This window comes from Marinifilum caeruleilacunae (assembly GCF_013141825.1).
Classification (GTDB): domain Bacteria; phylum Bacteroidota; class Bacteroidia; order Bacteroidales; family Marinifilaceae; genus Marinifilum; species Marinifilum caeruleilacunae.
Genome location: NZ_RZNH01000005.1, coordinates 157956 through 182757 on the forward strand (window position 1 = coordinate 157956; position 24802 = coordinate 182757).

The following is a 24802-nucleotide window of genomic DNA, read 5'->3' on the forward strand; positions in this document are numbered from 1 at the left end:
GATGAAGGGAATTATATTAGCAGGAGGTAGTGGTACACGATTGTATCCCATCACTAAAGGTGTATCGAAGCAATTATTGCCTATTTATGATAAGCCTATGATTAATTATCCATTGTCAGTTTTGATGTTGGCAGGTATTAGGGAAATTTTGATTATTTCTACTCCACAAGATTTACCTGGATTTGAAAGACTTTTGGGTGATGGATCGGATTATGGAATCAAATTGTCTTATGCTGAGCAACCTTCTCCAGATGGTTTAGCACAAGCTTTTATTATCGGCGAAGAGTTTATCGGAAATGATGATGTTTGTTTGGTGCTTGGGGATAATATTTTCTACGGAGATGGGCTTTCAAAGATGCTTGCTAATTCACGTAGAAATGTTGAGCAGGAAAGAAAATCAACAGTGTTTGGGTATTATGTAAGTGATCCGGAAAGGTATGGAGTTGCTGCTTTCGACAAAGAAGGAAATGTAACATCAATTGAAGAAAAACCAGAGAAGCCATTATCAAACTACGCAGTTGTGGGATTATATTTTTATCCAAATTCAGTTGTTGAGATTGCCAAAAATATTAAACCATCTCATCGTGGTGAATTAGAGATAACAACAGTAAATCAGGAGTATTTAATGCAAGGTAATTTGAAAGTTGAATTGATGGGGAGAGGTTATGCCTGGTTAGATACAGGAACTCATGAATCCTTGCTTGATGCCGGACGATTTGTTGAAACCATTGAAAAACGACAGGGCTTAAAAGTGGCTTGTTTAGAGGAGGTAGCATATCTAAAGGAGTATATTACAAAAGAACAATTACTAAAATTGGCTGAACCATTGAAGAAAAATGAATATGGTCAATATTTAATATCCATAGCAGATGAGCAATTTAACTAATTGTTGGAGGTTAGTTAAATTAGTTTTACTACATGTAAGTTGGTAAGCTAATACCCTGAAATGCGAATTATCAATTTAAATGTTTTTTAATCTATGCAGGGTATTGGTAAATCTTAGTGATATTGAGATAAAATCGAATTTCAAAACTTATGAATCGGAAGCACTCATGTTGAAATAGGGTCAGATTGTTTATGGTTTTGATTTGGAAAATATAATTCATTTGGTAGCAGTGAGGGTATGATACTGTAAATAGATGATACATATGTGCTTAATGGCAAGTTTAGTGCGATTCGTATTATATTAGTTTGTAATAGAAGGCCACTATTATTTGAGAATAAATACTTGTCTTATAAACTAGTATTGTTATAAATAGTAAGTTCATCTCGAAAAATTCATAATTGATATGAAAACAAGTTTATATACTAAAGTTGGAAAGGTTGTAAAAAAAATATTCGGTATTGAGGACTTTTCACTTTTCAGAAAGAATGTTCATAAAAGATTAGGAATGATATTCTATCACAAAAAGTATACAGCTGATGATATTATCACTGTCATGAAAGAAATGGGGATGAAAAGGGGAAGTTTAGTTTGTATTCATGCATCGATGAAAGAATTTTACAATTATAGTGGTACGACGGAAGAGTTAATCGATAAAATTCTTGAAACGATTGGCGGATCTGGCACTTTAGTTATGCCTGCATTCCCAGATGTAAGATTATTTTCCGATACATATATATTTGATCCAATAAATGATAAGACAGGAGCAGGATATCTAGCTGAGGTTTTTAGAAAATATAAAGGAGTACAAAGGAGTATTAATGTTCAAAGTTCAGTTTGTGCTATAGGGCCATTAACAGACTATTTGTGCAATGATCATCATAAATCCAGAGATTGTTGGGATACTAGCTCTCCTTGGTATCGACTATGTGAGAAAGATGGATTAATATTTAATTTAGGTATGCCACGTAATTACATTTCAACATTTGAACACTGTGTGGAAAGTATATTACAATATGAACATCCATATTGGGCACAGTTCTTCACAAAAGAAAAAGTTTACAAATATTATGATGAGGACAAGAATGTACAAATGTACAAAAGTATAACTAGTGAAATTGAAAGAAGGCCACATGAACCAACAATATTTAAGTGGTTAACTAAGAATGATTGGGCACATTCAAAAATTTCTAATCTTGAGATAAAAGTTTTTTACTCAAAGAGCTGTCTTAATAAAATGTTGAATTTAGGGCGTTTAGGGGTTAGTTTGTATTGGGTGCCTTCTAGTAAAAAATATATATTCTAGTAAAGAGACTGTAATATGCTTGCAAAAATAGAGACAATATTAAACTCTTCTCTAATTAAGAATACTTTGAAATTATCTTCTAGTAGTGTCGTGTTAATGTTAATACCATTTATTGTTACGCCGATACTTTCAAGGCTATATACACCAGAGGATTATGGAGTATGGGGTATTTTTTCCAGTGTGCTTTACATTGTGAATTCCTTCATATTCCTCTCATACGAAAACACTATAGTTAAATCTTCTGATGATAAAGAATTACCTATTTTAATTGTATTGTGCTTTATAATTTCATTATCCATTACATGTCTAGTCACTTTTGTTTTTGTCTCTGGTAAAACGATAGGCATTCCATTTTTTGTTAATTTTCATAGTGTCCCATTACTTGCAACGATGTTACTTATTACTGCGACCTATAATATCTTTAATAGTATTGCTAACAGGAATAAGAGATATGGGGCAATGTCAGTGTCGAATATAATTAATGGATCATCGCAAGCAGCAATTAGGGTTTTTCTTGGGAAATTTCCTATTATTTCTTTTGGTTTAATTGTTGGCAATATCATTTCTCAACTTATAGCTACCATTTATTTTATTTTTCCTTTACGCGGATTTTTTAAAAGTTACTCAACCAGTAGAATTAAAGTTGCAAGTATAAAAGATCTAGCAACTAAGTATAAGAAATTTCCTTTGTATGAAGCACCGGCAAGATTTATTGAATTTGCAGTATTAAACCTCACAATTATCATATTGTCAAATTATTTCGGTAAAGATGAAATTGGTCATTTTTCCATGGTAATTCAATTTATTTTATTACCCATAAATGTATTTGGTTCAGCAATGGGTAGTGTATATTATAGAGAACTATCTGAAAATTTTAAAGATCCAGTAGCAATAACATCAATAACTCAAAAAGTGGCAAAAATCACTTTTTTGATTTCATTACTTCCAATACTGTTTCTGACTTTTGGGGGAGATAAACTGCTTGTTTTCATATTAGGTGATAAATGGATACAAGCAGGTAGTATGGCTCTTATTATGTCAGTGTTTTCGGTTCCAGTCATACTGGTACAATCACTTCTTCCGGCTTTTAAGACTCTTGATAGACAAGAAATTCGATTTAAATTGAATTTGCTCAATTTTGCTCTAGCAATAGGAGCTCTAATTGTAGCTGCCATTTATTATGACAACATAAATGTGGTCTTGATAATATATTCAATTTTTTATGCCCTGGTTCAGTTTTTAATTTACGCTAAAATATTAAAGATTACGAATCTTCGTTTGAATGCAGTATCTAAATATTTTGTCCTATGTATATTCATATGTTATTTATTATTACTGATTAGAATTTTTTATTCTGGCTTACTAACTTATTAATTTAGGATTTTTATTACACTTTCTACAAGGTTTACTTATAATCAGTTCATGAATAGATTTTTTAAAATAGTATTTTGTGGTAATAGTACATTAAAAAATGTGTTATTTGGGGCGCTGTATATATTTATTTTTTCCTATGTATGGAAATACTATTGTGTTACTGTATGGCATGCATATTTCTATTTGGATGTTCCTCACTCCTTTATCTACGATTGTTTTGGATATGCTATTGCTCTGATTCCTATTCTTTTCTATAAAGGAATTCGAAATGTGTCATCATGGTTATCCTTGATTCTGTATTATTTTGGATATGTTCCTATTGTTTTAGGTTTGTTGTTTAATTTTAAAGAAGTTAATGACTACCACGTTATAGAGTATTGGATGGTTCTATGTATTGCAATGAGTATGTATTTTTATTCAGATAGGATACGAATTAAAATAAAACATCCAAGCAGAAAGATTCCAATTAAGGTTATTTGGTTTTTCGCAATAATAATTTTATTGTTGCAATTTGCAGTGTATCATAATAATATGAGAATAGTTAGTTTTACCTCTGTTTATCAGCTCCGTGCAGAAAATGCAGAAGTTGGAAATGCTTTTATGGGTTACATTAACTCATGGTCGGGTAGTTTTATTTTTCCTCTCATTTTTGTCTATGGTTTATTTAAAAAGGATAAAAAATTTATTGTTTTTGGCGCACTATCGTTTTTATTTCTGTATAGTATTTTTGGAGCCAAATCCGACTTCCTTGCACCTTTAATATTATTTGGATTTTATAAGTTCTTTTTATGGCAATATAAAATGAACATTAATTTGTTAAGTATTTTAACAATCAGTTTAGGTTTACTTACCCTGCTATTATTGTGTAATCTCGAAAATGAGATTGTTTATGTATTAGCAGCTGTTTTCTTGATGAGAACAATGACAATTTCGGGTATTCTTTTCGTTGGATACTACATGCCTTTCTTTCAGAGTCATCCATATACCTTCTTTTCGCATGTTAATATTATAAATGCTATTACAAATTCAAACCCTTATGCAGGTGAGGCTATTGGCAAAGTGGTCACGGAAGGAGGGATGAATGCTAATGCAGTATTTTGGGCAATGGATGGTGTCACCGCTATGGGGGTGACAGGAGTTGCGATTGTAAGTTTTTTATTTTTATTATTTCTTATTTTAATTAATAGCCTGGCAACAGCGGAGAATAGAAATTTTTTGTGCATATTATTTTTAATACCGATGGTGGCTTTATTGAACACATCCTTTTTTTCATTTCTTTTATCGGAAGGGGTTTTTCTTATAATACTAACAATTTTGTTTGTAAATCTTAAGTACGATAAAAATTAGATAAATTTTAAAAAAAATGAGCAGAAATATAATAAATCCACTTATGAAGAAATGTGCAATAATTGGAGCATCGGGATATATTGGTAAACATCTTAGTTTCTATATGAAAAATCTAGGAATTAATGTTGAACTATACGATATTGTCGATTCACCTGGATATATCAAAATTGATTTAACGTCAAAAGAGTCTATCTCAAAAGTTAATTTGGATGTGGATTATCTTTTTCTGTTTTCTGGATTAACTGGTACACACGCAGGATTTACCGATTACGAGAAATTTATTGAAATAAACGAACTAGGTTTGCTAAATTTATTGGATACCATTCGAAACTCACCTTATCGCCCAAAGGTTATATTTCCATCGACTAGATTAGTTTATAAAGGCATTGACAAACCACTGAAAGAAGAAGATACCAAAGAAACTAAAACAATCTACGCTGTTAATAAATTAGCTTGTGAAGGTTTACTTGATGCATACAGAAATAGTTTTGGAATTCCTTATACTGTATTTCGTTTATGTGTTCCTTATGGCAATTTAATTTCTACAGACTATTCGTTTGGTACTGTTGGCTTCTTTATTAAGCAAGTAAAATCCGGTAATAATATATCTCTATATGGGGGTGGAGAGATAAAGCGCACGTTTACACACATTGAAGATGTGTGCTATCAAATTGTACATGGAGCTTTCGCCGAAAAATCAGTCGGTCGGATTTATAATATTGGTGGGGAAACCCTTTCTCTAAAGGATGCGGCTGTTACAATTGCTAATAAGTTTAATCAAGAAGTGGCGGCAGTACCTTGGCCTGATAGCGACTTGAGAATTGAGAGTGGTCATACCTATTTTGACGATGGAAAGATACAATCTCTAATTGAGATGCCACCTTATAAAAAGTTATTTGACTTTGCAAAAGATTTATAATTAAGATATTATATGAAAACACGTAACGTAGAAGATACTCAATTTGATTTTTTGGTGTCAGCTCTTCATCATGGTTCGTTCATTTCTACTTCAGACATTTTAGCGTGGATGAAGGAACAGAATGAAAGAGTGAATAGTGAAATTACGCAGATACCTATTTCTAAACTGAAGGATTGGACATATAAGGATGATAGAATACGTCATAAGAGTGGTAAATTCTATAGTATTGACGGAATTAACATTAAAACTAATTATGGGATCACTCCAGAATGGGATCAACCTATCATAAATCAACCGGAAATTGGATTTCTTGGCTTTATTGTGAAGAAGTTTAATGGTGTAGTTCATTTCTTGATGCAAGCTAAAATTGAACCTGGAAATTTGAATATTGTTCAGTTATCGCCAACACTACAGGCAACCAGAAGTAATTATACGAGGGTTCATAATGGTGTAGCACCAAACTATCTGGAGTATTTTACTGGAAAAATGCCAGTTACCAAACTCGTAGATCAACTACAGTCAGAACAGGGAGCCCGTTTTCTTCAGAAGCGAAACCGAAATATCATTATTGAGGTTGCAGAGAATGAAGATATTGAAGTAAAAGAGAATTTTATATGGGTTACTCTTGGTCAGATAAAGGAATTGTTGAGATATCCGAATATAATTAATATGGATACTCGAACAGTGATCTCTTGTATTAAATTTGGCAACTATTCGGAATCGACCCTAAGATTGCTTTCAGTTTTTCAAAATCATAATAAATTACTTACCTCAAAATCAGAATCATTTCTCTATTCGGTTTTAAGCGCTACTAATCATCTTCACGATACACAGGACATTATTCAATGGATTTCAGCTTTAAAATTCAAATATGAATTGGAAGTTTCAAAAATTGGAATATCTGAAATGACATGTTGGAATTATGATGGTGATACTATTCATCATGAAGACAATAAATATTTTGATGTTATTGGTGTTAATGTGCAGATTGGGAATCGTGAAGTTGTTGCATGGGATCAGCCTATGGTTCGTTCGGCCCAAGAGGGTGTAATGGGATTTCTTGTTAAAAAAATTAACGGAATCTATCATTTTCTTGTACAGGCAAAGTTAGAGTCAGGGAATTTCGATATTGTGGAAATGGCACCAACAGTCCAATGTCTAACAGGAAATTATCGCACAGGTGAGAACGAATATAGTATTCCTTATCTTGAATATTTCTTAGGAGCAAAGACTGAAAATATTTGGTATTCGACACATCAGAGTGAGGAAGGAGGGCGATTTTTCCAAGAGCAGAACTTGAATTTGATAGTAGAAGTAGGAGATGAATTCCCAATAGATGTTGAAGAAAACTATTGCTGGATGACACTAAATCAAATGCTTTCTTTTGTTACATACAACAACTATTTGAACATTGCAGCCCGCAGTTTATTGTCGGCTATTAGTTTTTATTAATTATGATACGTATTGGTATAATCTGTCCTTCCGAAATAGCTTTTAGAAGGTTCATGCCTGCATTGAAAAAGGCAAATGGTAAATTTGAGTTTGTTGGTATTGCGGTAGCCAGTCCAGAAGAATGGTTCGGAAATTTGTATGGCATAAGCAATAATGCTATTACAGAGCAACAAAGAAGTGAAAGGGAAAAAGCAGAATCTTTCATTGAGATTTATGGAGGTAGAATCTTTAATAGTTATAAATCAATATTGGAGTCTGAGTCCATTGACGCCATTTATATCCCTCTACCACCTGCGTTGCATTACAAGTGGGCCAAAATGGCTTTGAGGTATGGTAAACATGTTTTTGTGGAGAAACCATCTACTACATGTGCTGAAGAAACAGCAGACTTGATCAAGATTGCAAAAGAAAAAGGATTGACTCTCCATGAAAATTACATGTTCGTCTATCATAGGCAGTTGAGAGAAATCCAAGACGTTGTTGAGAGTGGTGAGATTGGAGATATCCGCCTATATAGGATCTCATTTGGATTTCCTCGTAGGGCACCTAATGATTTTCGTTACATAAAGTCATTAGGTGGAGGCGCATTACTTGATGCAGGTGGTTATACAATTAAATATGCAACATATTTGATAGGGCAAACAGCTAAACTTACTACAGCTCAGGTTAACTACATAGATGAATTTGAAGTAGATATGTTTGGTTCTGCTACTATGGTAAATCATGAAGGTGTCACAGCACAATTGGCATTTGGTATGGATAACGATTATAAATGCGAAATTGAAATATGGGGAAGTAATGGAACAATAACATCTAACCGCATATTAACAGCACCTCCAAATTTTGTTCCGAGTTATACGTTAAAGAAAAATCAGGAATTAGAGACCCGTGATTTGTCATCAGATGATACTTTTGAAAAATCTATTGAGTGTTTTTATCAATGTATAAATGATGAATCAAAAAGAGTTGATAATTATCTTATAATTCAAAGGCAGGCAGATTTAATATCACAGTTTAAAAAATTAGCAGTATATCAAGGTGAACAAGACGAAAGATGACAATAGCCTTTGGAATAAAGATGTACAGCATTTTATGAATTAAAAAGATTTATGGCAAAAAAGAAAATTTGTATTTTTGGAGGGGGGTCAATGTATAGGTTGCCAATATATAATGTAATGGCAAAAGAACTGGATTGTGATTTCTATATTTGTGAAGATGATCCTTCAAAAGGCATAAAAACATATGATTATTCTCAATTGATCAATTATCGAGATTCTCTTCTACCCCGTTCTATAGTTGGTAATTTTTATTGGCTGAAAAATGCGGTTAGTCTTATCAATAAACCGTATGATTTATATATTGTGGGAGGGCCATTTTGCTTGTCGTATTGGGTGCTGATTTTACTGACAAAATTTAGTAGAAAAAATGTTGCTTCTTGGTCTCATGGTATCTATGGTCGAGAAAAAAAACTTAGGAAACTAATTAAAACCTGGTACTATAAGCTGTGTGACATTAATTTTGTTTACAATGAAAGGGCTATAAAATTAATGACAGAATGTGGGGTACAGAAAAAAAAGATAATTAGTGTTGGTAATTCTCTAGATACAGATGAAGATTTGCGTGTCCGTAAGTCATTAATAAAGAGTGATATATTTAGGGAGTATTTCAATAATGATTTTCCGACGCTAATTTTTGTCGGAAGGGTAACAAAAGAAAAGCGCCTGGACATGATTATTGATAGCATGAAGATTTTAAATGCTAAGGGCGTATACCTTAATTTCGTAGTTGTAGGAAAAGATATTGATGGGGTTAATTTAAATGATCTTGTGAAGTTAAATGGACTTGAAAAATATGTGTATTTATATGGACCTTGCTACGATAATACAATCTTGGGAAATCTTTTTTATAATGCCGATGTATGCGTTTCACCTGGAAATGTTGGATTAACAGCAATTAGTGCAATGACTTTTGGCTGTCCTGTAATTACACATGGCGATTTTAGTTATCAAGGACCTGAATTCGAGGCAATCAATCCAAATTTCACTGGAGATTTCTTTAGGCAAGGTGATGTGGAAGATCTTGCAAACGTGATTCAAAAATGGCTTGATAATACAAATTCAAAAAAACGTGAAGAAATAAGGATAAATACTTTCAGTGAAGTGGATAACCGCTGGAATATTTATAGTGAAGTGCAGGCTTTTAAACAATCACTAACTTCTTTTTATAATAATTTGTAATACTTATTCCTAGTTATAAAATTTAACTGAAATAAATTGCGATATGAATTGTTAGCCTGTCTGAAGTAGCTTAAAATTATTGTAACAGAAATCTAAACACTATATACTATCGATTAATGATAAATAAAGACAAGAAAATATTGATTATATCAGCATGGCTACCAGGGGGAGGTGTTGAAACGGTAATTTCAAACTTTAGTAGGATAATGTCCGCCAAAGGATATGAAATTAAAGTTGTATCATTATCTGATTATTTAGAATGGAATTGGTTCGAAAACAAGGAGTTTACTATTTCCTTTTACCCTGTATTTAAAAAGGAAAATGAAATTAATATATTTAATGCAATATCAAATTTCAGAAAAGTATATAAAATTTTACAAAAGGAAATTAAAGAATACTCACCTTCAAATATTTTAATTACTCATACTCTTTTAGGGTTATTTGTAAGGAAGTTAAAAAGTCATTTTGATACTAGTATATATTATTGGCCAATGAATACTGTTTTCAATACCAATACACAAGGGAACAAAATGTTTAATCATATTTATAGCTTCCTCAAAAGGAAATATGTATGGTATATGGTGAAGCCTTTTGATGGGGCGATTTGCATTAGTAGCCAGATTCAGGAACAATTATCTTATATAGATGAAACACCAGCATTTCTTACCTTTGCTCCGGTAAATCAAAGAACCCAAATTGCACTAAATGAATCTCCTGGCTCACCGCACTTTATTTTTATTGGACGTATCGATCAGAGGAAAAACTTATGCTTTTTGTTAGAGTCGTTAGCGCAAATAAAATTAGATAATTGGAAGTTAGACATTGTTGGAGAGGGGCCAGAAAAAGAAAGGGCATTTGAATTATCTAAAAGTTTAGGAATACAAGATAATATAAACTGGATTGGGTTGAGATTTCCACCATTTAGTGAAAAACCCAGTTACACTTCTATAATAATGACTTCATTATCTGAGGGATTTCCCATGGTAATAATTGATGCATTATTATCCGGTATACCAGTAATTTGCCCATCTCATTTATCGATATATAATGACGCAATTTTAGAAAGTGAAAATGGCTATGGATACGAAGAAAATTCTCATGAATCCTTGAAACATGTTATTGAGAAAATATATTATCAAAGAGAAGTTTATAATGGGAAGCATATTTCTGAACAATGCCTAAATAATTTTGGAGATAATGAATTCTTTAAGCGATTCCTGGAAATTCTCAATTAATAATAAAAATCAAAGTTTAATTAGAATTCCATATTTAAAGAAATAGGAAACAAAAATGAGAAAAAAAGATATTTTACACATTTATGCAGGTTCTGCGGGTAGTGCTGGAAGTTATATAAGAGAGTTATTTTTGGGATTACAGCCTAATTTTGATCAAGAGCTTGTTGTCAATTATTATTATCCTCTTTCATATGGAGAGGCAAAAAGGCGTTTTTATCGCTTTTCTGAGCTTTCATCTCCTTTTAAGTATAAGAACAGAAAAATTCGATTGATAATTAGATATTTTGAGTTGTTGTTTACTTTATTATATTCATATATTTATTTAATTCGCTATAAAGTTTCTTTTCTAAACTATAACCTGACGTCTGATCTATTTGTTGAGTACCTATTTTTAAAAATTGTTAAGGTAACCACAAAAACTAGTGTACTTATTACTTGTCATGATGTTGTTCCTTTTGGCACGGATGACGAAGTTGGCTTAAAAAAGAAGATATTAAGAAAAAAAATGTTCTTTGATTTAGCTGATTTCTTGATTGTACACAATGAATCTTCAAGGAATGATTTACAAAAACATTTTCAAATAGCTGATAAGGTTATTCAGTATCCTTTTCCAATAATGAGTTTGAAGAATGATGATCTTTTAAAGAAGAAAACCGATGGAATTATAAAATTTGGGATGATAGGTCATATTCGAAATGAAAAAGGATTAGATATATTAATCGATGCTTGGCGTCATTTTTATAAAACAGATAAAAATGTTGAGCTTATAATTGCAGGGAATTTTGCAACGTCAGATGCCTATAATCTTAGTACTTTTAATGATTTATCAATTAAGGTAATCCCTTCATTCCTAAGTGATGACCGGTACAAGCAATTAATTGAAGAATTAGATGTAGTTATTTTACCGTACAAGAGAGGAACAAATAGTGGAATTCCATCTAGTGTTATATCTTTAGATTCGTTGTTGATTACATCTGATATACCTATGTTTAAATGTAATCCGTTAATCCCTGAAGGTTTCCAATTTGAATCCCTGAATGCTATTAGTTTAGCAGAGAAGATGGATTGGTTGTGTTCATTGACAGAAGAGGAAAGACAATCTTATAGAACTAAAAACACGAATCAATTAATGAATTACCGTAGTTTATTTATTGAAACAACGAATCAAGTTTACGCAAACCTTATTAATAATACTAAAGATGTTTAAAAATAAAACACTTCTAATTACAGGTGGTACCGGTTCTTTTGGCAACGCCGTATTAAACCGCTTCTTAGATTCAGATATTAAAGAAATTCGAATTTTTTCCAGAGATGAGAAAAAGCAAGATGATATGCGCCACAACTTACAAAATCCGAAAGTAAAATTTTACATCGGAGATGTAAGAGATCGTCGTTCTGTTGATTTGGCCATGATAGGTGTTGACTATGTCTTTGCAGCTGCTGCACTTAAGCAAGTTCCATCTTGTGAATTTTTTCCAATGCAGGCAGTTAAAACCAATGTGGATGGTACTGACAATGTGATTCAGTCAGCGATTGCACATGGAGTAGAAAATGTAGTTGTACTCTCAACAGATAAAGCGGCTTATCCAATCAATGCAATGGGTATAAGCAAGGCCATGATGGAAAAGGTGGCCATTGCTCATGGTAGAGCACTGGGTACTGAGGCTAAAACTACCATTTGCTGTACTCGTTATGGGAATGTAATGGCAAGTAGAGGTTCTGTGATTCCATTGTGGGTAGATCAAATCAAAGCTGGTAATCCTATAACCATTACAGATCCTAACATGACTCGTTTCATGATGACTTTGGATGATGCTGTTGATTTGGTAATATATGCATTTCAAAACGGTGAAAATGGAGATCTGTTCGTTCAGAAAGCTCCTGCTGCAACTTTATCTGTATTGGCCGAATCATTGAAACAATTGTATCAGACAGATACTGAAGTGAAAACCATTGGTACTCGTCACGGAGAGAAATTGTATGAAACTTTAGTAACAAGAGAAGAGATGGCAAAAGCCATTGATATGGGAGATTATTTCAGAATACCTTGTGACACAAGAGATTTGAACTACGATAAATATTTCAAGGAAGGTGACGAAGAATTGTCCAAAATTGAAGATTATCACTCTCACAATACCAATCCACTGGATGTGGAAGGAATGAAGAAATTGTTGTTGAAATTGGATTTCATTCGTGAGGATGTATTGGTAGGAAAAGATGAACCTGTTAATATGTAATATTTTAAGATATGAAGATATTAGTAACAGGCGCCAAAGGATTTATAGGTAAAAACTTAGTTGCTCAGCTAAGAAATATTCAAGAAGGAAAGGACAAAACTTACACACTTGATCCGAACTTTGAAATATTAGTGTGCGATATTGATACAGATGACAAACTATTGGATGAATATTGTAAGGAAGCAACATTCATTTACAACCTTGCAGGAATCAATCGTCCGGAAAATGAATCTGAGTTTATGGAGGGGAATTGCGATTTTGCCAGCCAACTCTTAAATTCATTAAAAAAACATAAGAATACTTGTCCGGTGATGATTTCATCATCTACTCAGGCTATTTTGGATAATGTTTATGGAAAGTCGAAAAAGGCTGGTGAGGACGTAATATTTCAATATGCTAAGGAAACAGGTGCTAAAGTTCTAGTATACCGTTTTCCAAATGTATTTGGGAAATGGTGTAAGCCGAATTACAATTCTGCTGTGGCAACCTTTTGTCACAACATAGCACATGGTTTGGATATTACAGTTTCAGATAGATCTTACCAAATGACTTTGGTATATATTGATGATGTGCTTAAAGAATTAATTCATGCTTTGGAGGGGAAAGAAAATAGAGATGGTGAATTTTGTGCTGTTCCTGTAACTCATCCAATCAGCCTGGGAGAGATTGTTGATTTGCTTTATTCATTTAAGAGTAGTCGTAAAGATCTGTCAGTGGCAAAAATGAATGATTCTTTTGCCAAAAAGCTATACTCCACCTATTTAAGCTATTTGCCTACTGAAGAATTTTCTTATCCATTGAAAATGAATGTGGATAATCGAGGGTCATTTACTGAAATGTTAAGAAGCGAGGATAGGGGGCAGGTATCTGTGAATATATCAAAACCAGGAATCGTAAAGGGTAACCATTGGCATCATACTAAAAATGAAAAATTTTTGGTAGTTAGTGGTCAAGGAGTGATTCGCTTCCGAAAAATCGATGAAGAAAAAATTCACGAATATTTTGTTTCAGGTGACAAATTGGAGGTTGTAGATATACCAGTTGGATATACACACAACATTGAAAACTTAGGAGAAAACGATATGGTTACCGTAATGTGGGTGAATGAACCATTTGATCCTGACGCTCCTGATACTTTTTACCTGGAGGTGTAAACAAGTAATCATCACCCAATTTTTTTCCGCAAAAAATAAATCGAATGAATAAATTAAAAGTTGTAACAGTAGTAGGAACCCGTCCGGAAATTATCCGTTTATCAAGGGTGTTGTTAAAATTAGATGCTACTGAAAGTATCGATCATATATTAGTGCATACGGGTCAGAATTATGACTACGAGTTAAACGAAGTCTTTTTCCAGGACCTGGGCTTAAGAAAGCCTGATTATTTTTTGAACGCCGCTGGTGGGAATGCAACGGTTACTGCAGGTAAAATTTTGATGAATATCGATCCTGTTTTGGAAGAGATCCAACCAGATGCTTTCTTGGTACTGGGAGATACAAACTCTTGTCTATGTGCCATAGCCGCAAAGAAACGTAAAATTCCTATATTCCATATGGAAGCTGGGAACCGTTGTTTTGATCAACGTGTTCCAGAAGAAACCAATCGCAAGATTGTAGACCATGTGGCAGACATTAACTTAACCTATAGCTCTATTGCCAGAGAATACTTGTTAAGAGAGGGATTGTCGGCAGATAGAGTAATTAAAACAGGTTCACCAATCTATGAAGTAGTTCATGCCTATAAAGAAAAAATTGAAGGATCTGATGTCCTATCTAGGTTGGATTTAAAAGAGGGAGAATATTTCCTGGTGTCGGCACATAGGGAAGAGAATATCAACTCAGATAACTTTTCTAATTTGGTGAAAAGTTTGAATGCAGTGGCTGATAAATATCAAATGCCAGTTATTGTTTCGACCCACCCACGTACTCGTAACAGAATAAACGAAACGGGTGTTGAGTTTAATTCATTGATTCAATTGATGAAACCTTTAGGATTTCATGATTATAACCATTTGCAAATGAAAGCAAAGACTGTACTTTCTGATAGTGGTACCATTTCCGAAGAATCTTCTATCATGAACTTTCCAGCTTTAAATATCCGTGAGGCTCATGAACGCCCTGAGGCAATGGAAGAGGCTTCAGTAATGATGGTAGGATTGAATCCGGAAAGAATTATGCAAGGATTAGTAGTTCTTGATTCTCAAAAAAGAGGAATGGATCGCAATCTGAGACCTGTATATGATTACTCGATGCCGAATGTTTCAGATAAAGTGGTTAGAATAATCATGTCTTATACAGACTATGTGAATCGTGTAGTATGGTCTAAGTAGTTGGTATTATGAGAGTCTTGTTTGTGTCCCAGTATTTTTATCCAGAATCTTTTAAAGGAAACGATGTTGCATTTGATTTGGTTCAAAAAGGTCATGATGTAACAGTTCTAACAGGTAAACCTAATTATCCCAAGGGTGATTTTTACGATGGATATAGCTTCTTTTCTTCGGATAGTGAAGTGATTAATGGAGTTAATGTTATTCGAGTTCCATTGTTCCCTAGAAAAAATGGTAATGGATTTTATTTAGCACTAAATTATTTCTCGTTTGTCTTTTTTAGTTTTTTATATTTTTTATTTAAGTTAAGAAACGAATATGATGTAATTTTTGTTCAGCAGCTTTCTCCTGTTTTTTCGGCTTTACCGGGCGTTTGGATGAAGAAAAGGTACAATATTCCTTTAGTTGTATGGGTTTTGGACCTTTGGCCAGAGAGTATTCAAGCAGCGAGTAATATAAAATCAAAATTCGTAATTAGCTGGATTACCAAAATTGTGGAAAGGATCTATAGAGCATCAGATCATATTTTAATTAGCTCTAAGAATTTTGAGAACTCAATTAAAGATAAATGTCCACCAGATAAGAAAATTAGTTATTTTCCCAATTGGGCAGAAGATGTTTTCATACAGAAGATAGATAATAATCCTAATGATATTAAACTTCCTTCTGGTTTCAATGTCGTTTTTGCAGGAAATATTGGAGAAGCTCAAGATTTTGAAAATGTTTTAAAGGCTGCTAAATTAACAAAAGATCAGGGAATTAATTGGGTTCTCGTTGGTGATGGTCGTAAGGTAGATTGGATAAAAAAGAAAATTATAAGTGAAAACTTATCCAATGTTTACTTGTTAGGTAGATACCCATTAGATAAAATGCCTTTATTTTTTAAAAAAGCAGATGTTTTGTTAGTATCTCTAAAGGATGAGCCTATTTTTGGTCTTACTGTACCTGCAAAGATTCAAGCTTATATGGCATCTGGTTGTATTGTGCTAGCTATGCTCAATGGTGAGGCTGCAGAATTAATTGAAGAAGCGGAGTGTGGTTTTGCGGTTTCGGCAGGGGATTATTATGCGCTATCTAAAAAGGCAATTTATTTGAACTCTCTTTCGGAAAACCAAAGGAAGGAGATGAAAAAGAGTGCTTTGAATTATTATTCTTCAAACTTTGAAAAGAGAAGACTTTTAAAGGAGTTGGAAGAATTGCTTAAATCTTATAACAATTAAAACCTGATGATATATTTGTTGTTGATTACTATATTATTTATAATAATAAGTGTTTATTTTAAAATAGCTGATAAGTTTAATATCATAGATAAACCGAATGAAAGAAGCTCTCATACATCCATTACTATAAGAGGAGGAGGTATTATCTTTTACTTTGGAGCATTATCTTTTTTTATATACTCAGGGTTTCAATATCCTTGGTTCTTTTTAGGTTTAAGTTTCATAACCTTAATAAGTTTCTTGGATGATGTGCTGACCTTGTCGAATAAATTGCGTTTGTCCTTTCACTTGGTTTCCATGGGGCTGTTATTTTATCAATTGGACTTGTTTGAACTTTCATGGTATTGGATTGTGTTTGCTTTTATTCTATTTATTGGCATTACCAATGCCTATAACTTTATGGATGGGATCAATGGAATTACAGGAGCATATAGTTTGGCAGTTCTTGGAGGATTATGGTTGATTAATAATTACCATATGAATTTTATTGAAAATGATTTGATTTATTGTACAGGCTTGAGTCTTTTGGTTTTTAATTTTTACAATTTCAGAAAAAAAGCAAAGTGCTTTGCTGGTGATGTTGGATCAATAGCTATCGCATTCATCCTACTATTTATGATTGGAAAATTGTTATTATTAGAACCTTCTCTTGTTCCAGTTTTATTACTGGGTGTTTATGGAGTTGATTCTGTTTTGACTATAATCCATAGATTGATTTTGAAGGAAAATATTTTTCAGGCTCATAGAAAACATTTATATCAGATATTAGCCAATGAAGCAAAGGTTCCACATGTAATTGTTTCTGCTTCCTATGCAGTTCTTCAAATGGGAATTAATTGTTTTGCGCTTTATTTATTGTATATAGATTATCCTGTTATGTATGTAGGGCTGTTGGTTGTTGGTTTGCTGATTATCCTTGCTTTGGTTTATGTTTTGATAAAAAGGAAGTATTATCATTTGCACCAATTGGCATAATTTCTTGAAAGAAAAGAAATTAAATTCTATGAACTTTTAAGCTGAAATTTATCATTGTGAAAAATATCAATCAAGAACTTTTAGAGCAAGTTAGTATCGCGGCAAAGGATAACCCACGCAAACGCATGAATTTTAATTTTCATGCCAATGGTGAGGAGTTGTTGCAAAGAATGTTAAATGCCTTGGAACCTGAAACTTATCTGCGTCCGCATCGTCATACCTCACAAGTCGAAATTTTTCTTTTGTTACGAGGTAAAATTACGGTTTTATTATTTAACGATGTTGGTGAAATCACTACAGTTAAACATCTTGATCCATTAGAAGGGGAATATGGAGTGGAAATTCCTGCCGGAGTTTGGCATACTATTTTGGTGGAAGAGGAAGGATCGGTCATTTATGAAATAAAGGAAGGTCCATATGTTCCGAATATAGGTGTTGAGTTCGCTACATGGGCTCCTGAGGTTCATAATACAGAATCAAGCATTGCATATATAAAAGCATTAAGAGGTGAAATTGCAGGTCTAATAAATAATAGGAAATAGCATATTTCTAAGAGGTGAAAAAAATATAAGTAATTAATATGAGTTTTAATAACTACATTATAATCATGGCCGGTGGCGTAGGCTCCCGATTCTGGCCCATGAGTACCGAAGAGAAACCAAAGCAATTTTTGGATGTGTTAGGTATTGGCAAGAGTCTACTACAACAAACAGTCGCTCGTTTTAAAACGATAGCTCCTGCTGAGAACATTCTGATTGTTACATCAGCCAAATACAAAGATTTGGTTACGGAGCAATGTCCCGAATTATTGGAAAGTAACATTCTATTGGAGCCATGTATGCGAAATACTGCTCCATGTATAGCCTATGCTGCCTATAAAATAAAAGGATTGAACCCTAACGCGAATATTGTGGTGGCACCTTCAGATCATTTAATAACCAATGAAGGGGAGTTTATCCGTATTATTGAGAATGGCTTGGAATTTACCTCTTCAAAGGATGCTTTGCTGACTTTGGGTATTCAGCCTCATCGTCCTGAAACCGGATATGGTTACATACAGGCAAGTATTAATGTTAAAGCAAGTACTCAAATTGGAACGGAAGGGGAATCTTACGAAACCATGCCTGCTAGTGAGGAGAAAGAAGGTGTTTGCAAGGTGGAAGCTTTTAAAGAGAAGCCTAACCTGGAAACAGCCAAAGAATATTTGGCTGCAGGTAACTACTTCTGGAACTCAGGAATCTTCCTTTGGTCTTTAAAAAGCATCTTGGATGCTTTTGAATCTTGTCTTCCTGAGGTAGCAGAACTGTTTCAAAAAGGAGCAGAGGTGTACAATACGGAAAAAGAACAGGCATTTATTAATGATATGTTTCCAACCTGTACAAACATTTCCATTGACTATGGAGTAATGGAAAAGGCCAGTAATATTTTCGTACATCCAGCCGATTTCGGTTGGTCTGATTTGGGAACCTGGGGATCTTTATGGGAAAAGAGAGAAAAATGCGAACAGGGAAATACAGTTGTAGGAGAGCAAGTGCATTTGTTTGAAGCTGACAACTGTATTGTCAACATGCCTACAAATAAAAAGGTTGTGATTCAAGGTTTACAGGACTATATTGTTGTAGAAGAAAATGATGTTTTGTTGATTTGTAAAAAAGAAGAGGAGCAACGCATAAAGGAATTCCGAGCTGCGGTAATAAAATAAATAATGATCGGCGTACCAACCCTCAAGTATGTTAGCACTTTTGGGGCCGATAGAAAAAAGAGGAAGCTGTCCTAATAAGACAGCTTTTTTTATGTAGATCAAATGAAGATTTGAATACATGCTGAAAACAAAGAGGCTGTCCATATATGGACAGCCTCTTTATTCTTGGACATTGTTTTCTTTAGAAACAAAAATCCAAAACCTTAGCAGCATTTTCCTGGTCACCATTTTCCAGAAGATCCTGGGCCATTTTGATCAATTGATTGTCGGCTGCTCCATTTTTTATAGCTTCCGCTATTTCCTTTGGTAAATTTTCCATATTAATAACATTGTAATAGTAGTGTGCTTAAAGCATCACAAATGTATAAAAATAATTTATATTGTCAAGCTGTCAAGTTTGCCAAGTTTTTTGTTTTGTGTTAGATAATGTGGTTTTTGTGGTCGAAAACGTTTGTTTTATCTAAAGTCAAAAAGTCAAGCTTCGACTCCGCTCAGCTACCTAAGAGTCGAGCTTCGACTACTCCCGAAGTATTTCGGGATAGCTACCTATTGGTTCAATAGTTCAAAAGTTACTCATTTAATCATTTGCAAATTCACAAAATCACGAATTCACAAATCTTCTCAAAAACAATAATCCAAAACCAGTGATGCTTGTTCTTTCTCACCCTGTTCCAGTAGTTCCTTTGCCAATTTAATAATTTCGTTTTCTTCCATGCCATTTTGTATGGCTTTTGCGATTTCTGTTGGTAAATGTTCCATTCTTGTAATTTGTAGTGTGTATTATTAGAACGTTTTGGTGGCAAAAAACCCTACCGAAATAATTAGTAATTAATAATGAGTAATGAGGGAATGTGTGAATGTGTGATTTTGTGAATGTGTGATTTTGTGAATTTGTGAATGAGAAGTAAGCTTTCAGCGGTTAGCAATCAACTATCAATGCTAAATTTAAAGCTTAAAGTTCTTTGGCTCTTCCAGACTTTATACCAGACTTTCCGACCTTTAGGCTTTTAGACAATTGGACTTTAATAATGAGTGAATGAGTGAATGAGTGAATGAGTGAATGAGTGAATGGGTGAATGGGTGATTTTGTGAATGAGAAGTAAGCTTTCAGTGGTTAGCAATCAACTATTAATGCTAAGTTCAAAGCTTGGTAGTTCTTTTTCTCTTCAAGACTCTTCAAGACTCATCCTGACTCTTCAAGACTTTATGCCAGACTCTTTGGTAGCAGTCCTGAAAGGTAGCAGTCCCGAGAGTATTCGGGAGTAGTCCAAGCTTTCTTACCGTCCCATGAAACGATACACAATAATGAAATTTTGGAGATGCGACGATTTTTTTGGTTTCCTTTAACCCAGGGCGTCATTCGCTTCGCTCATTTGCCCTGGGCTGAACTAATACGCCCTTTCAGGGCTACTTCTTCAAGTTCTGGCAGATCTTTTTTCTCTTCAAGACTTTATGCCAGACTCTTTGGTAGCAGTCTCGAAAGGTAGCTGAGCGGAGTCGAAGCTGGACTTTCCAACCCTAATTCTCTTTTTTTTCATAATTACTGCTAAATTTGTGGCCATAAAATAAATTACGCACTCTCAATACTAATTGGGATGCATCGTTCGTTAATAGCGAAATCAAATCACAATAAAATGAAGAAAACAATACTACTTGGACTTGCAATACTATGCTCTGCTGGGATTTTTGCCCAGAAAAAATCCTTGAATTATGAAGTGTCGGCCTCGGCCTATTTGTCGTCCGAAGACAATTTGCCATTCTGGTTGGTGAGCAATCAAAATGGGAGAGTGCCCAATGAGAATGCATTGGTGACTGACTTTTCCTTGCACAACAGCTTTTCAAAGAAAGATGCCAAGCAGTTGGATTATGAGTTTGGATTGACCGCAACAGGATCCATTGCCGATGAAACAGATGTGATCCTTTCACAGGCTTACGCACGCTTTTCCTGGAAGAAAGTATTGTTATCGGTCGGATCGCGTTATGAAGATGCTCAGTTCGGAAATCTTTCTGCTACCAATGGGAATTTGTTTTTATCGAACAATGCACGCGCCATTCCAAGAATTTCGGTGGGTTCGCATGGCTATTGGAAAGTGCCATTTGCAGAAGACTGGCTGGCTGTAAAAGGGATGTATTCGGAAGGAATTATGTTCGATGATCGCTATGTAGACAATACAAGGGTTCATTATAAGAATGCCTACATTCGTTTGGGTGGTGATCGCAGATTCAACCTGGAAGTTGGTTTCCAGCATTATGCCCAGTGGGGGGGAACTTCTTCTAATCCAGAAATTGGAGAATTGCCATCTGATTTGGAAAATTATGCAAGGATGACGATTGGAAAGGGAACTGCTGAAGATGAAGTATATGGAGAATGGGAAAATTCCTATGGAAATCACTTGGGAGGATGGGATATCCATTTGTATTATAAAACGGAGGAAGTTGAATGGGAATTATACCGCCAGACCATGTTCGAAGATCATTCAGGAATTTACATTACTCGTCCTGATGGAGTAACAGGTTTGTACGCTAAATTTAAGGGAGATAAAAATTGGATAACAGCTGCCATGTATGAGAATTATTATACCAAGTATCAATCAGGTAGCACTCCAGGAGGAGTAACTAATCCTGATGGAGGATTATATACAGGACGGGACAATTATTTCAATAACTACATTTATAAATCAGGCTGGACCCACCATGGTCGCACTTTGGGTTTGCCATTTTTTATTCCTGCTGCCGAAAATGAGGATGGACACACTTTGGGGGTAATCAATAACCGCATTGTGGCACATCATTTTGGAGTAAAAGGTTATCTTTTCAATAAAATTCCTTACCGCACTTTGTTGACCTACTCTCAAAACTGGGGAAGGTATTCAGCACCATTGGCAGGCGGAATGAAAGAACAGGTTTCGGCCCTGTTGGAGCTGCATTTGCCAGAGAAAACTTTGCCTGTAGAGCTGAGCTTTTCCATCTCTATGGACCAGGGGGAGTTGTACAAGGACAATGTGGGGTGTTTCTTGAGGATTTATAAGAAAGGAATTTTTTAATAATGAGTAATTATTAATGAGTAATGAATAATAATTGTTCAGTGGTCAGTAGTTTTGAATTCGTGGAAACTTCAAAGCTTGGTAGTTCTTTTCTCTTCAAGACTTTTAGGTAGCTATCCCAAAAGGTTTCAGGAGTAATCGAAGCTGGACTCTTAGGTAGCTGAGCGGAGTCGAAGCTCGACCCTTGGACTTTTAGACCTTTAGACTTTTCGACTTTCCTTTCCGTCGCATGCAGCGAAACACAATATTAAAAGCCACTAGTTGCGACGATTAACCTCATTCGTTATTACCCAGGGTGACATTCGCTTTGCTCATTTGCCCTGGGCTGAAGTAGTATGCCCTTTCAGGGCGAAAGATAGCATTCAGAATTCATTTTCAAGCTTTAAGTCTTGGTAGCGACCTGGTCCACCCTTTTAGGGGGAATTTAGGGGGGTGAATAGCAATAAACAATTAGCAATTAACAATGATCAATGAGTAATAAGTGCTCAGTGTTCAGCAGTCATGAATTAGTCGAAGCTGGACTCTTAGGTAGCTGAGCGGAGTCGAAGCTCGACTTTTCCACCTTTTTTATCGAATCTTAGAATTAATATGTTATATTTATGCTTTGATCGGGTCTTTAATTAATTATGTATGATCTGGTCGAGCTGATAATTACAACTTAAACCCCCTTCTAATAACAAATTAGCAATGAAGAAACATCGTATTCTTATCGTTGATGACATTCCCGAAAATATTAAAGTTCTACAGGCAATTCTATCCAATCCATCTTATGAGATTCAATATGCAATGAATGGAAAAGATGCATTGATGCTTTGTGTTGCAGACAGTTTCGATTTGATATTGCTGGATATCATGATGCCTGAAATGGATGGGTATGAAGTTTGTAAATATTTGAAGTCGAAGGATAAAACCAAGGATATTCCAGTGATTTTCCTGACGGCAAAAATCGATAGTGATGATATTGTTAAAGGTTTTGAGACTGGTGCACAGGATTATGTGACCAAACCTTTTAACCCACAAGAGCTAATTGCACGTGTGAACACACACCTTGAACTGAAGCACAAGAATGAGTCATTAAAGTTCATGAATTTGCAGCTGGAAGAGCGTGTGGCAGCCCGCACAATGGAGTTGCAAGATGCGAACAATGGTTTAAAAGAGGCCAATCTTCAGCTATCGAAACTGGAAGATGCCAAGAATGACTTTCTTTCTCTAATGTCGACCGAGCTGCGCGAACCATTAAATGGAATCGTGGGTTTTGCCGATATGCTGGAGTTTTCGATCAAGAATAAGACCAATCTGAAATACGTTCGTTTTATCAAGCAGGCTTGTGAAAAGCTGATTGGGGTTTCGGATATCGCCCTATTGCTTTCTGCTTTGCGATTCGATCGTTATGAAATGAAAGTGGTTGGCTTGCCGGTTCATGAAGTAGTAAAATCGAGTACCGATAAGTTACGAGGTCTGATTACTGAGCGTAAAGTCAAACTGAAAATAGATATTCCTAAAAACTACATCGTACGTGGTGACGAGAGATTGCTGGAGATCTGCATGGAAAAGATCCTCGAAAATGCAATTACAAACACACCACCTCGCTCCGAAGTCTACGTAGGAGCTGAGCTCATGGGACAAAAAATTAAGGTCTTCGTAAAGGATACTGGAACCCACTTTGCCGAGGGCGAAGTGAACTACACCTTCCGCTTCTTCGACCTTGAAAAAACCGAACGCACCGAAGAATTCAAACGATTCACTCCAGGACTGGTTGTCGTTAAACTGGTAATGGACCTACACAAAGCAAAAGTCGATGTGGAGAACCTGCAGGAAGGCGGGGTGAGTGTTTCGTTTTTACTTCCAGAGTATTAGCATGTTGGTGGTAAGTACTGATTGAAACCTCTTTTGGCCGAATTGTCAATAAGAACTTCTACATCTCTTTGTTGTTGATTCTAGTAGTTTATACCGGGTCCTTCGACTCCGCTCAGGAACCCTTGGCTATGCAATTCGGATGCCTCTCTGCGAACCTCTGCGATTTAATCAGCGAATATCTGCGAGAAGTTATTGTACCTTTAAAACCATTGATGAGCCTGAATTCAATATGAACTTCTACATCTCTTAATTGTTGATTCTAGTAGTTTATACCGGGTYCTTCGACTMCGCTCAGGAACCCTTGGCTATGCAATTCGGATGCCTCTCTGCGAACCTCTGCGATTTAATCAGCGAATATCTGCGAGAAGTTATTGGATCTTTAAAACCATTGATGAGCCTGAATTCAATATGAACTTCTACATCTCTTAATTGTTGATTCTAGTAGTTTATRCCGGGTCCTTCGACTCCGCTCAGGAACCCTTGGTTGTGCAATTCGGATGCCACTCTGCGAAACTCTGCGAATTAATCAGCGAATATCTGCGAGAAGTTATTGKACCTTTAAAACCATTGATGAGCCTGAATTCAATATGAACTTCTACATCTCTTAATTGTTGATTCTAGTAGTTTATACCGGGTCCTTCGACTCCGCTCAGGAACCCTTGGTTGTGCAATTCKGATGCCACTCTGC

General features: G+C 34.9%; 21 protein-coding genes. 19 read left to right on the forward strand and 2 right to left on the reverse strand.

What is annotated here, in order from left to right; translation table 11 throughout:
- Nucleotide 1: 1 nt before the first annotated feature.
- The 17 genes from rfbA to ELS83_RS05405 all read left to right on the forward strand — a co-directional run bounded on the left by rfbA (nucleotide 2) and on the right by ELS83_RS05405 (nucleotide 19213).
- A complete protein-coding gene (gene rfbA / locus ELS83_RS05325; protein WP_171594491.1) occupies nucleotides 2–886 on the forward strand; it encodes a glucose-1-phosphate thymidylyltransferase RfbA in 885 nt (294 codons plus the stop codon).
- A gap of 403 nt (nucleotides 887–1289) precedes the next feature.
- The gene (locus tag ELS83_RS05330; RefSeq protein ID WP_171594492.1) at nucleotides 1290–2189 is read left to right on the forward strand and encodes an AAC(3) family N-acetyltransferase; all 900 of its coding nucleotides are present in this window, start codon (nucleotides 1290–1292) and stop codon (nucleotides 2187–2189) included.
- A 15-nt stretch (nucleotides 2190–2204) separates the two neighbouring features.
- Nucleotides 2205–3563, forward strand: coding sequence for an oligosaccharide flippase family protein (locus tag ELS83_RS05335; protein WP_171594493.1), 1359 nt, complete (start codon nucleotides 2205–2207; stop codon nucleotides 3561–3563).
- A gap of 48 nt (nucleotides 3564–3611) precedes the next feature.
- A complete protein-coding gene (locus ELS83_RS05340) occupies nucleotides 3612–4910 on the forward strand; it encodes a hypothetical protein (RefSeq protein WP_171594494.1) in 1299 nt (432 codons plus the stop codon).
- Nucleotides 4911–4926: 16 nt separating this feature from the next.
- Nucleotides 4927–5829, forward strand: coding sequence for an NAD-dependent epimerase/dehydratase family protein (locus tag ELS83_RS05345; protein ID WP_216616390.1), 903 nt, complete (start codon nucleotides 4927–4929; stop codon nucleotides 5827–5829).
- Nucleotides 5830–5841: 12 nt separating this feature from the next.
- Nucleotides 5842–7281, forward strand: coding sequence for an NDP-hexose 2,3-dehydratase family protein (locus ELS83_RS05350; protein WP_171594495.1), 1440 nt, complete (start codon nucleotides 5842–5844; stop codon nucleotides 7279–7281).
- Nucleotides 7282–7283: 2 nt separating this feature from the next.
- The gene (locus ELS83_RS05355; protein WP_171594496.1) at nucleotides 7284–8339 is read left to right on the forward strand and encodes a Gfo/Idh/MocA family protein; all 1056 of its coding nucleotides are present in this window, start codon (nucleotides 7284–7286) and stop codon (nucleotides 8337–8339) included.
- A 51-nt stretch (nucleotides 8340–8390) separates the two neighbouring features.
- Nucleotides 8391–9518 carry a glycosyltransferase gene (locus ELS83_RS05360; protein WP_171594497.1) on the forward strand — a complete coding sequence of 376 codons (1128 nt, stop codon included), beginning with the start codon at nucleotides 8391–8393 and terminating at the stop codon, nucleotides 9516–9518.
- Nucleotides 9519–9634: 116 nt separating this feature from the next.
- On the forward strand, nucleotides 9635–10753 hold the full coding sequence (locus ELS83_RS05365; RefSeq protein ID WP_171594498.1) for a glycosyltransferase: 1119 nt from the start codon (nucleotides 9635–9637) through the stop codon (nucleotides 10751–10753).
- A 55-nt stretch (nucleotides 10754–10808) separates the two neighbouring features.
- On the forward strand, nucleotides 10809–11960 hold the full coding sequence (locus ELS83_RS05370; protein WP_171594499.1) for a glycosyltransferase: 1152 nt from the start codon (nucleotides 10809–10811) through the stop codon (nucleotides 11958–11960).
- The gene (locus tag ELS83_RS05375) at nucleotides 11953–12990 is read left to right on the forward strand and encodes a polysaccharide biosynthesis protein (RefSeq protein WP_171594500.1); all 1038 of its coding nucleotides are present in this window, start codon (nucleotides 11953–11955) and stop codon (nucleotides 12988–12990) included. The genes ELS83_RS05370 and ELS83_RS05375 overlap by 8 nt, the downstream gene beginning before the upstream one ends.
- Before the next feature lie 11 nt (nucleotides 12991–13001).
- Nucleotides 13002–14144 (forward strand): capsular polysaccharide biosynthesis protein CapF, encoded by a 1143-nt coding sequence (locus tag ELS83_RS05380; protein WP_171594501.1) that lies wholly within the window; start codon nucleotides 13002–13004, stop codon nucleotides 14142–14144.
- A 44-nt stretch (nucleotides 14145–14188) separates the two neighbouring features.
- Entirely contained in the window at nucleotides 14189–15319 is a 1131-nt protein-coding gene (gene wecB / locus ELS83_RS05385; protein WP_171594502.1) for a non-hydrolyzing UDP-N-acetylglucosamine 2-epimerase, read from the forward strand.
- Nucleotides 15320–15327: 8 nt separating this feature from the next.
- The gene (locus tag ELS83_RS05390; protein WP_171594503.1) at nucleotides 15328–16536 is read left to right on the forward strand and encodes a glycosyltransferase family 4 protein; all 1209 of its coding nucleotides are present in this window, start codon (nucleotides 15328–15330) and stop codon (nucleotides 16534–16536) included.
- A gap of 21 nt (nucleotides 16537–16557) precedes the next feature.
- Complete coding sequence (locus tag ELS83_RS05395) at nucleotides 16558–17511, forward strand: MraY family glycosyltransferase (RefSeq protein WP_216616391.1); 954 nt, start codon at nucleotides 16558–16560, stop codon at nucleotides 17509–17511.
- A 56-nt stretch (nucleotides 17512–17567) separates the two neighbouring features.
- Nucleotides 17568–18053, forward strand: a complete 486-nt coding sequence (locus tag ELS83_RS05400; RefSeq protein WP_171594505.1) for a WbuC family cupin fold metalloprotein — start codon at nucleotides 17568–17570, stop codon at nucleotides 18051–18053.
- A gap of 38 nt (nucleotides 18054–18091) precedes the next feature.
- Complete coding sequence (locus ELS83_RS05405; protein ID WP_171594506.1) at nucleotides 18092–19213, forward strand: mannose-1-phosphate guanylyltransferase; 1122 nt, start codon at nucleotides 18092–18094, stop codon at nucleotides 19211–19213.
- Between the two features lie 181 nt (nucleotides 19214–19394).
- Here ELS83_RS05405 and ELS83_RS05410 read toward each other — a convergent pair whose 3' ends face one another.
- On the reverse strand, nucleotides 19395–19532 hold the full coding sequence (locus tag ELS83_RS05410; protein ID WP_157471414.1) for a hypothetical protein: 138 nt from the start codon (nucleotides 19530–19532) through the stop codon (nucleotides 19395–19397).
- Between the two features lie 302 nt (nucleotides 19533–19834).
- Complete coding sequence (locus ELS83_RS05415; protein ID WP_171594507.1) at nucleotides 19835–19972, reverse strand: hypothetical protein; 138 nt, start codon at nucleotides 19970–19972, stop codon at nucleotides 19835–19837.
- A gap of 875 nt (nucleotides 19973–20847) precedes the next feature.
- On the opposite strand from ELS83_RS05415, the gene ELS83_RS05420 reads away from it, so the two are divergent.
- A complete protein-coding gene (locus ELS83_RS05420) occupies nucleotides 20848–22257 on the forward strand; it encodes a capsule assembly Wzi family protein (protein WP_171594508.1) in 1410 nt (469 codons plus the stop codon).
- 687 nt (nucleotides 22258–22944) lie between these two features.
- Nucleotides 22945–24114: a hybrid sensor histidine kinase/response regulator gene (locus ELS83_RS22430; RefSeq protein WP_171594509.1), complete on the forward strand. Its 1170-nt coding sequence runs from the start codon at nucleotides 22945–22947 to the stop codon at nucleotides 24112–24114.
- Nucleotides 24115–24802: the final 688 nt, after the last annotated feature.

Coding starts and splice junctions, on each gene's coding strand:
- rfbA (WP_171594491.1), top strand. CDS start 2: ATGAAGGGAATTATATTAGCAGGAGGTAGTGGTACACGATTGTATCCC.
- ELS83_RS05330 (WP_171594492.1), top strand. CDS start 1,290: ATGAAAACAAGTTTATATACTAAAGTTGGAAAGGTTGTAAAAAAAATA.
- ELS83_RS05335 (WP_171594493.1), top strand. CDS start 2,205: ATGCTTGCAAAAATAGAGACAATATTAAACTCTTCTCTAATTAAGAAT.
- ELS83_RS05340 (WP_171594494.1), top strand. CDS start 3,612: ATGAATAGATTTTTTAAAATAGTATTTTGTGGTAATAGTACATTAAAA.
- ELS83_RS05345 (WP_216616390.1), top strand. CDS start 4,927: ATGAGCAGAAATATAATAAATCCACTTATGAAGAAATGTGCAATAATT.
- ELS83_RS05350 (WP_171594495.1), top strand. CDS start 5,842: ATGAAAACACGTAACGTAGAAGATACTCAATTTGATTTTTTGGTGTCA.
- ELS83_RS05355 (WP_171594496.1), top strand. CDS start 7,284: ATGATACGTATTGGTATAATCTGTCCTTCCGAAATAGCTTTTAGAAGG.
- ELS83_RS05360 (WP_171594497.1), top strand. CDS start 8,391: ATGGCAAAAAAGAAAATTTGTATTTTTGGAGGGGGGTCAATGTATAGG.
- ELS83_RS05365 (WP_171594498.1), top strand. CDS start 9,635: ATGATAAATAAAGACAAGAAAATATTGATTATATCAGCATGGCTACCA.
- ELS83_RS05370 (WP_171594499.1), top strand. CDS start 10,809: ATGAGAAAAAAAGATATTTTACACATTTATGCAGGTTCTGCGGGTAGT.
- ELS83_RS05375 (WP_171594500.1), top strand. CDS start 11,953: ATGTTTAAAAATAAAACACTTCTAATTACAGGTGGTACCGGTTCTTTT.
- ELS83_RS05380 (WP_171594501.1), top strand. CDS start 13,002: ATGAAGATATTAGTAACAGGCGCCAAAGGATTTATAGGTAAAAACTTA.
- wecB (WP_171594502.1), top strand. CDS start 14,189: ATGAATAAATTAAAAGTTGTAACAGTAGTAGGAACCCGTCCGGAAATT.
- ELS83_RS05390 (WP_171594503.1), top strand. CDS start 15,328: ATGAGAGTCTTGTTTGTGTCCCAGTATTTTTATCCAGAATCTTTTAAA.
- ELS83_RS05405 (WP_171594506.1), top strand. CDS start 18,092: ATGAGTTTTAATAACTACATTATAATCATGGCCGGTGGCGTAGGCTCC.
- ELS83_RS05410 (WP_157471414.1), bottom strand. CDS start 19,532: ATGGAAAATTTACCAAAGGAAATAGCGGAAGCTATAAAAAATGGAGCA.
- ELS83_RS05415 (WP_171594507.1), bottom strand. CDS start 19,972: ATGGAACATTTACCAACAGAAATCGCAAAAGCCATACAAAATGGCATG.
- ELS83_RS05420 (WP_171594508.1), top strand. CDS start 20,848: ATGAAGAAAACAATACTACTTGGACTTGCAATACTATGCTCTGCTGGG.
- ELS83_RS22430 (WP_171594509.1), top strand. CDS start 22,945: ATGAAGAAACATCGTATTCTTATCGTTGATGACATTCCCGAAAATATT.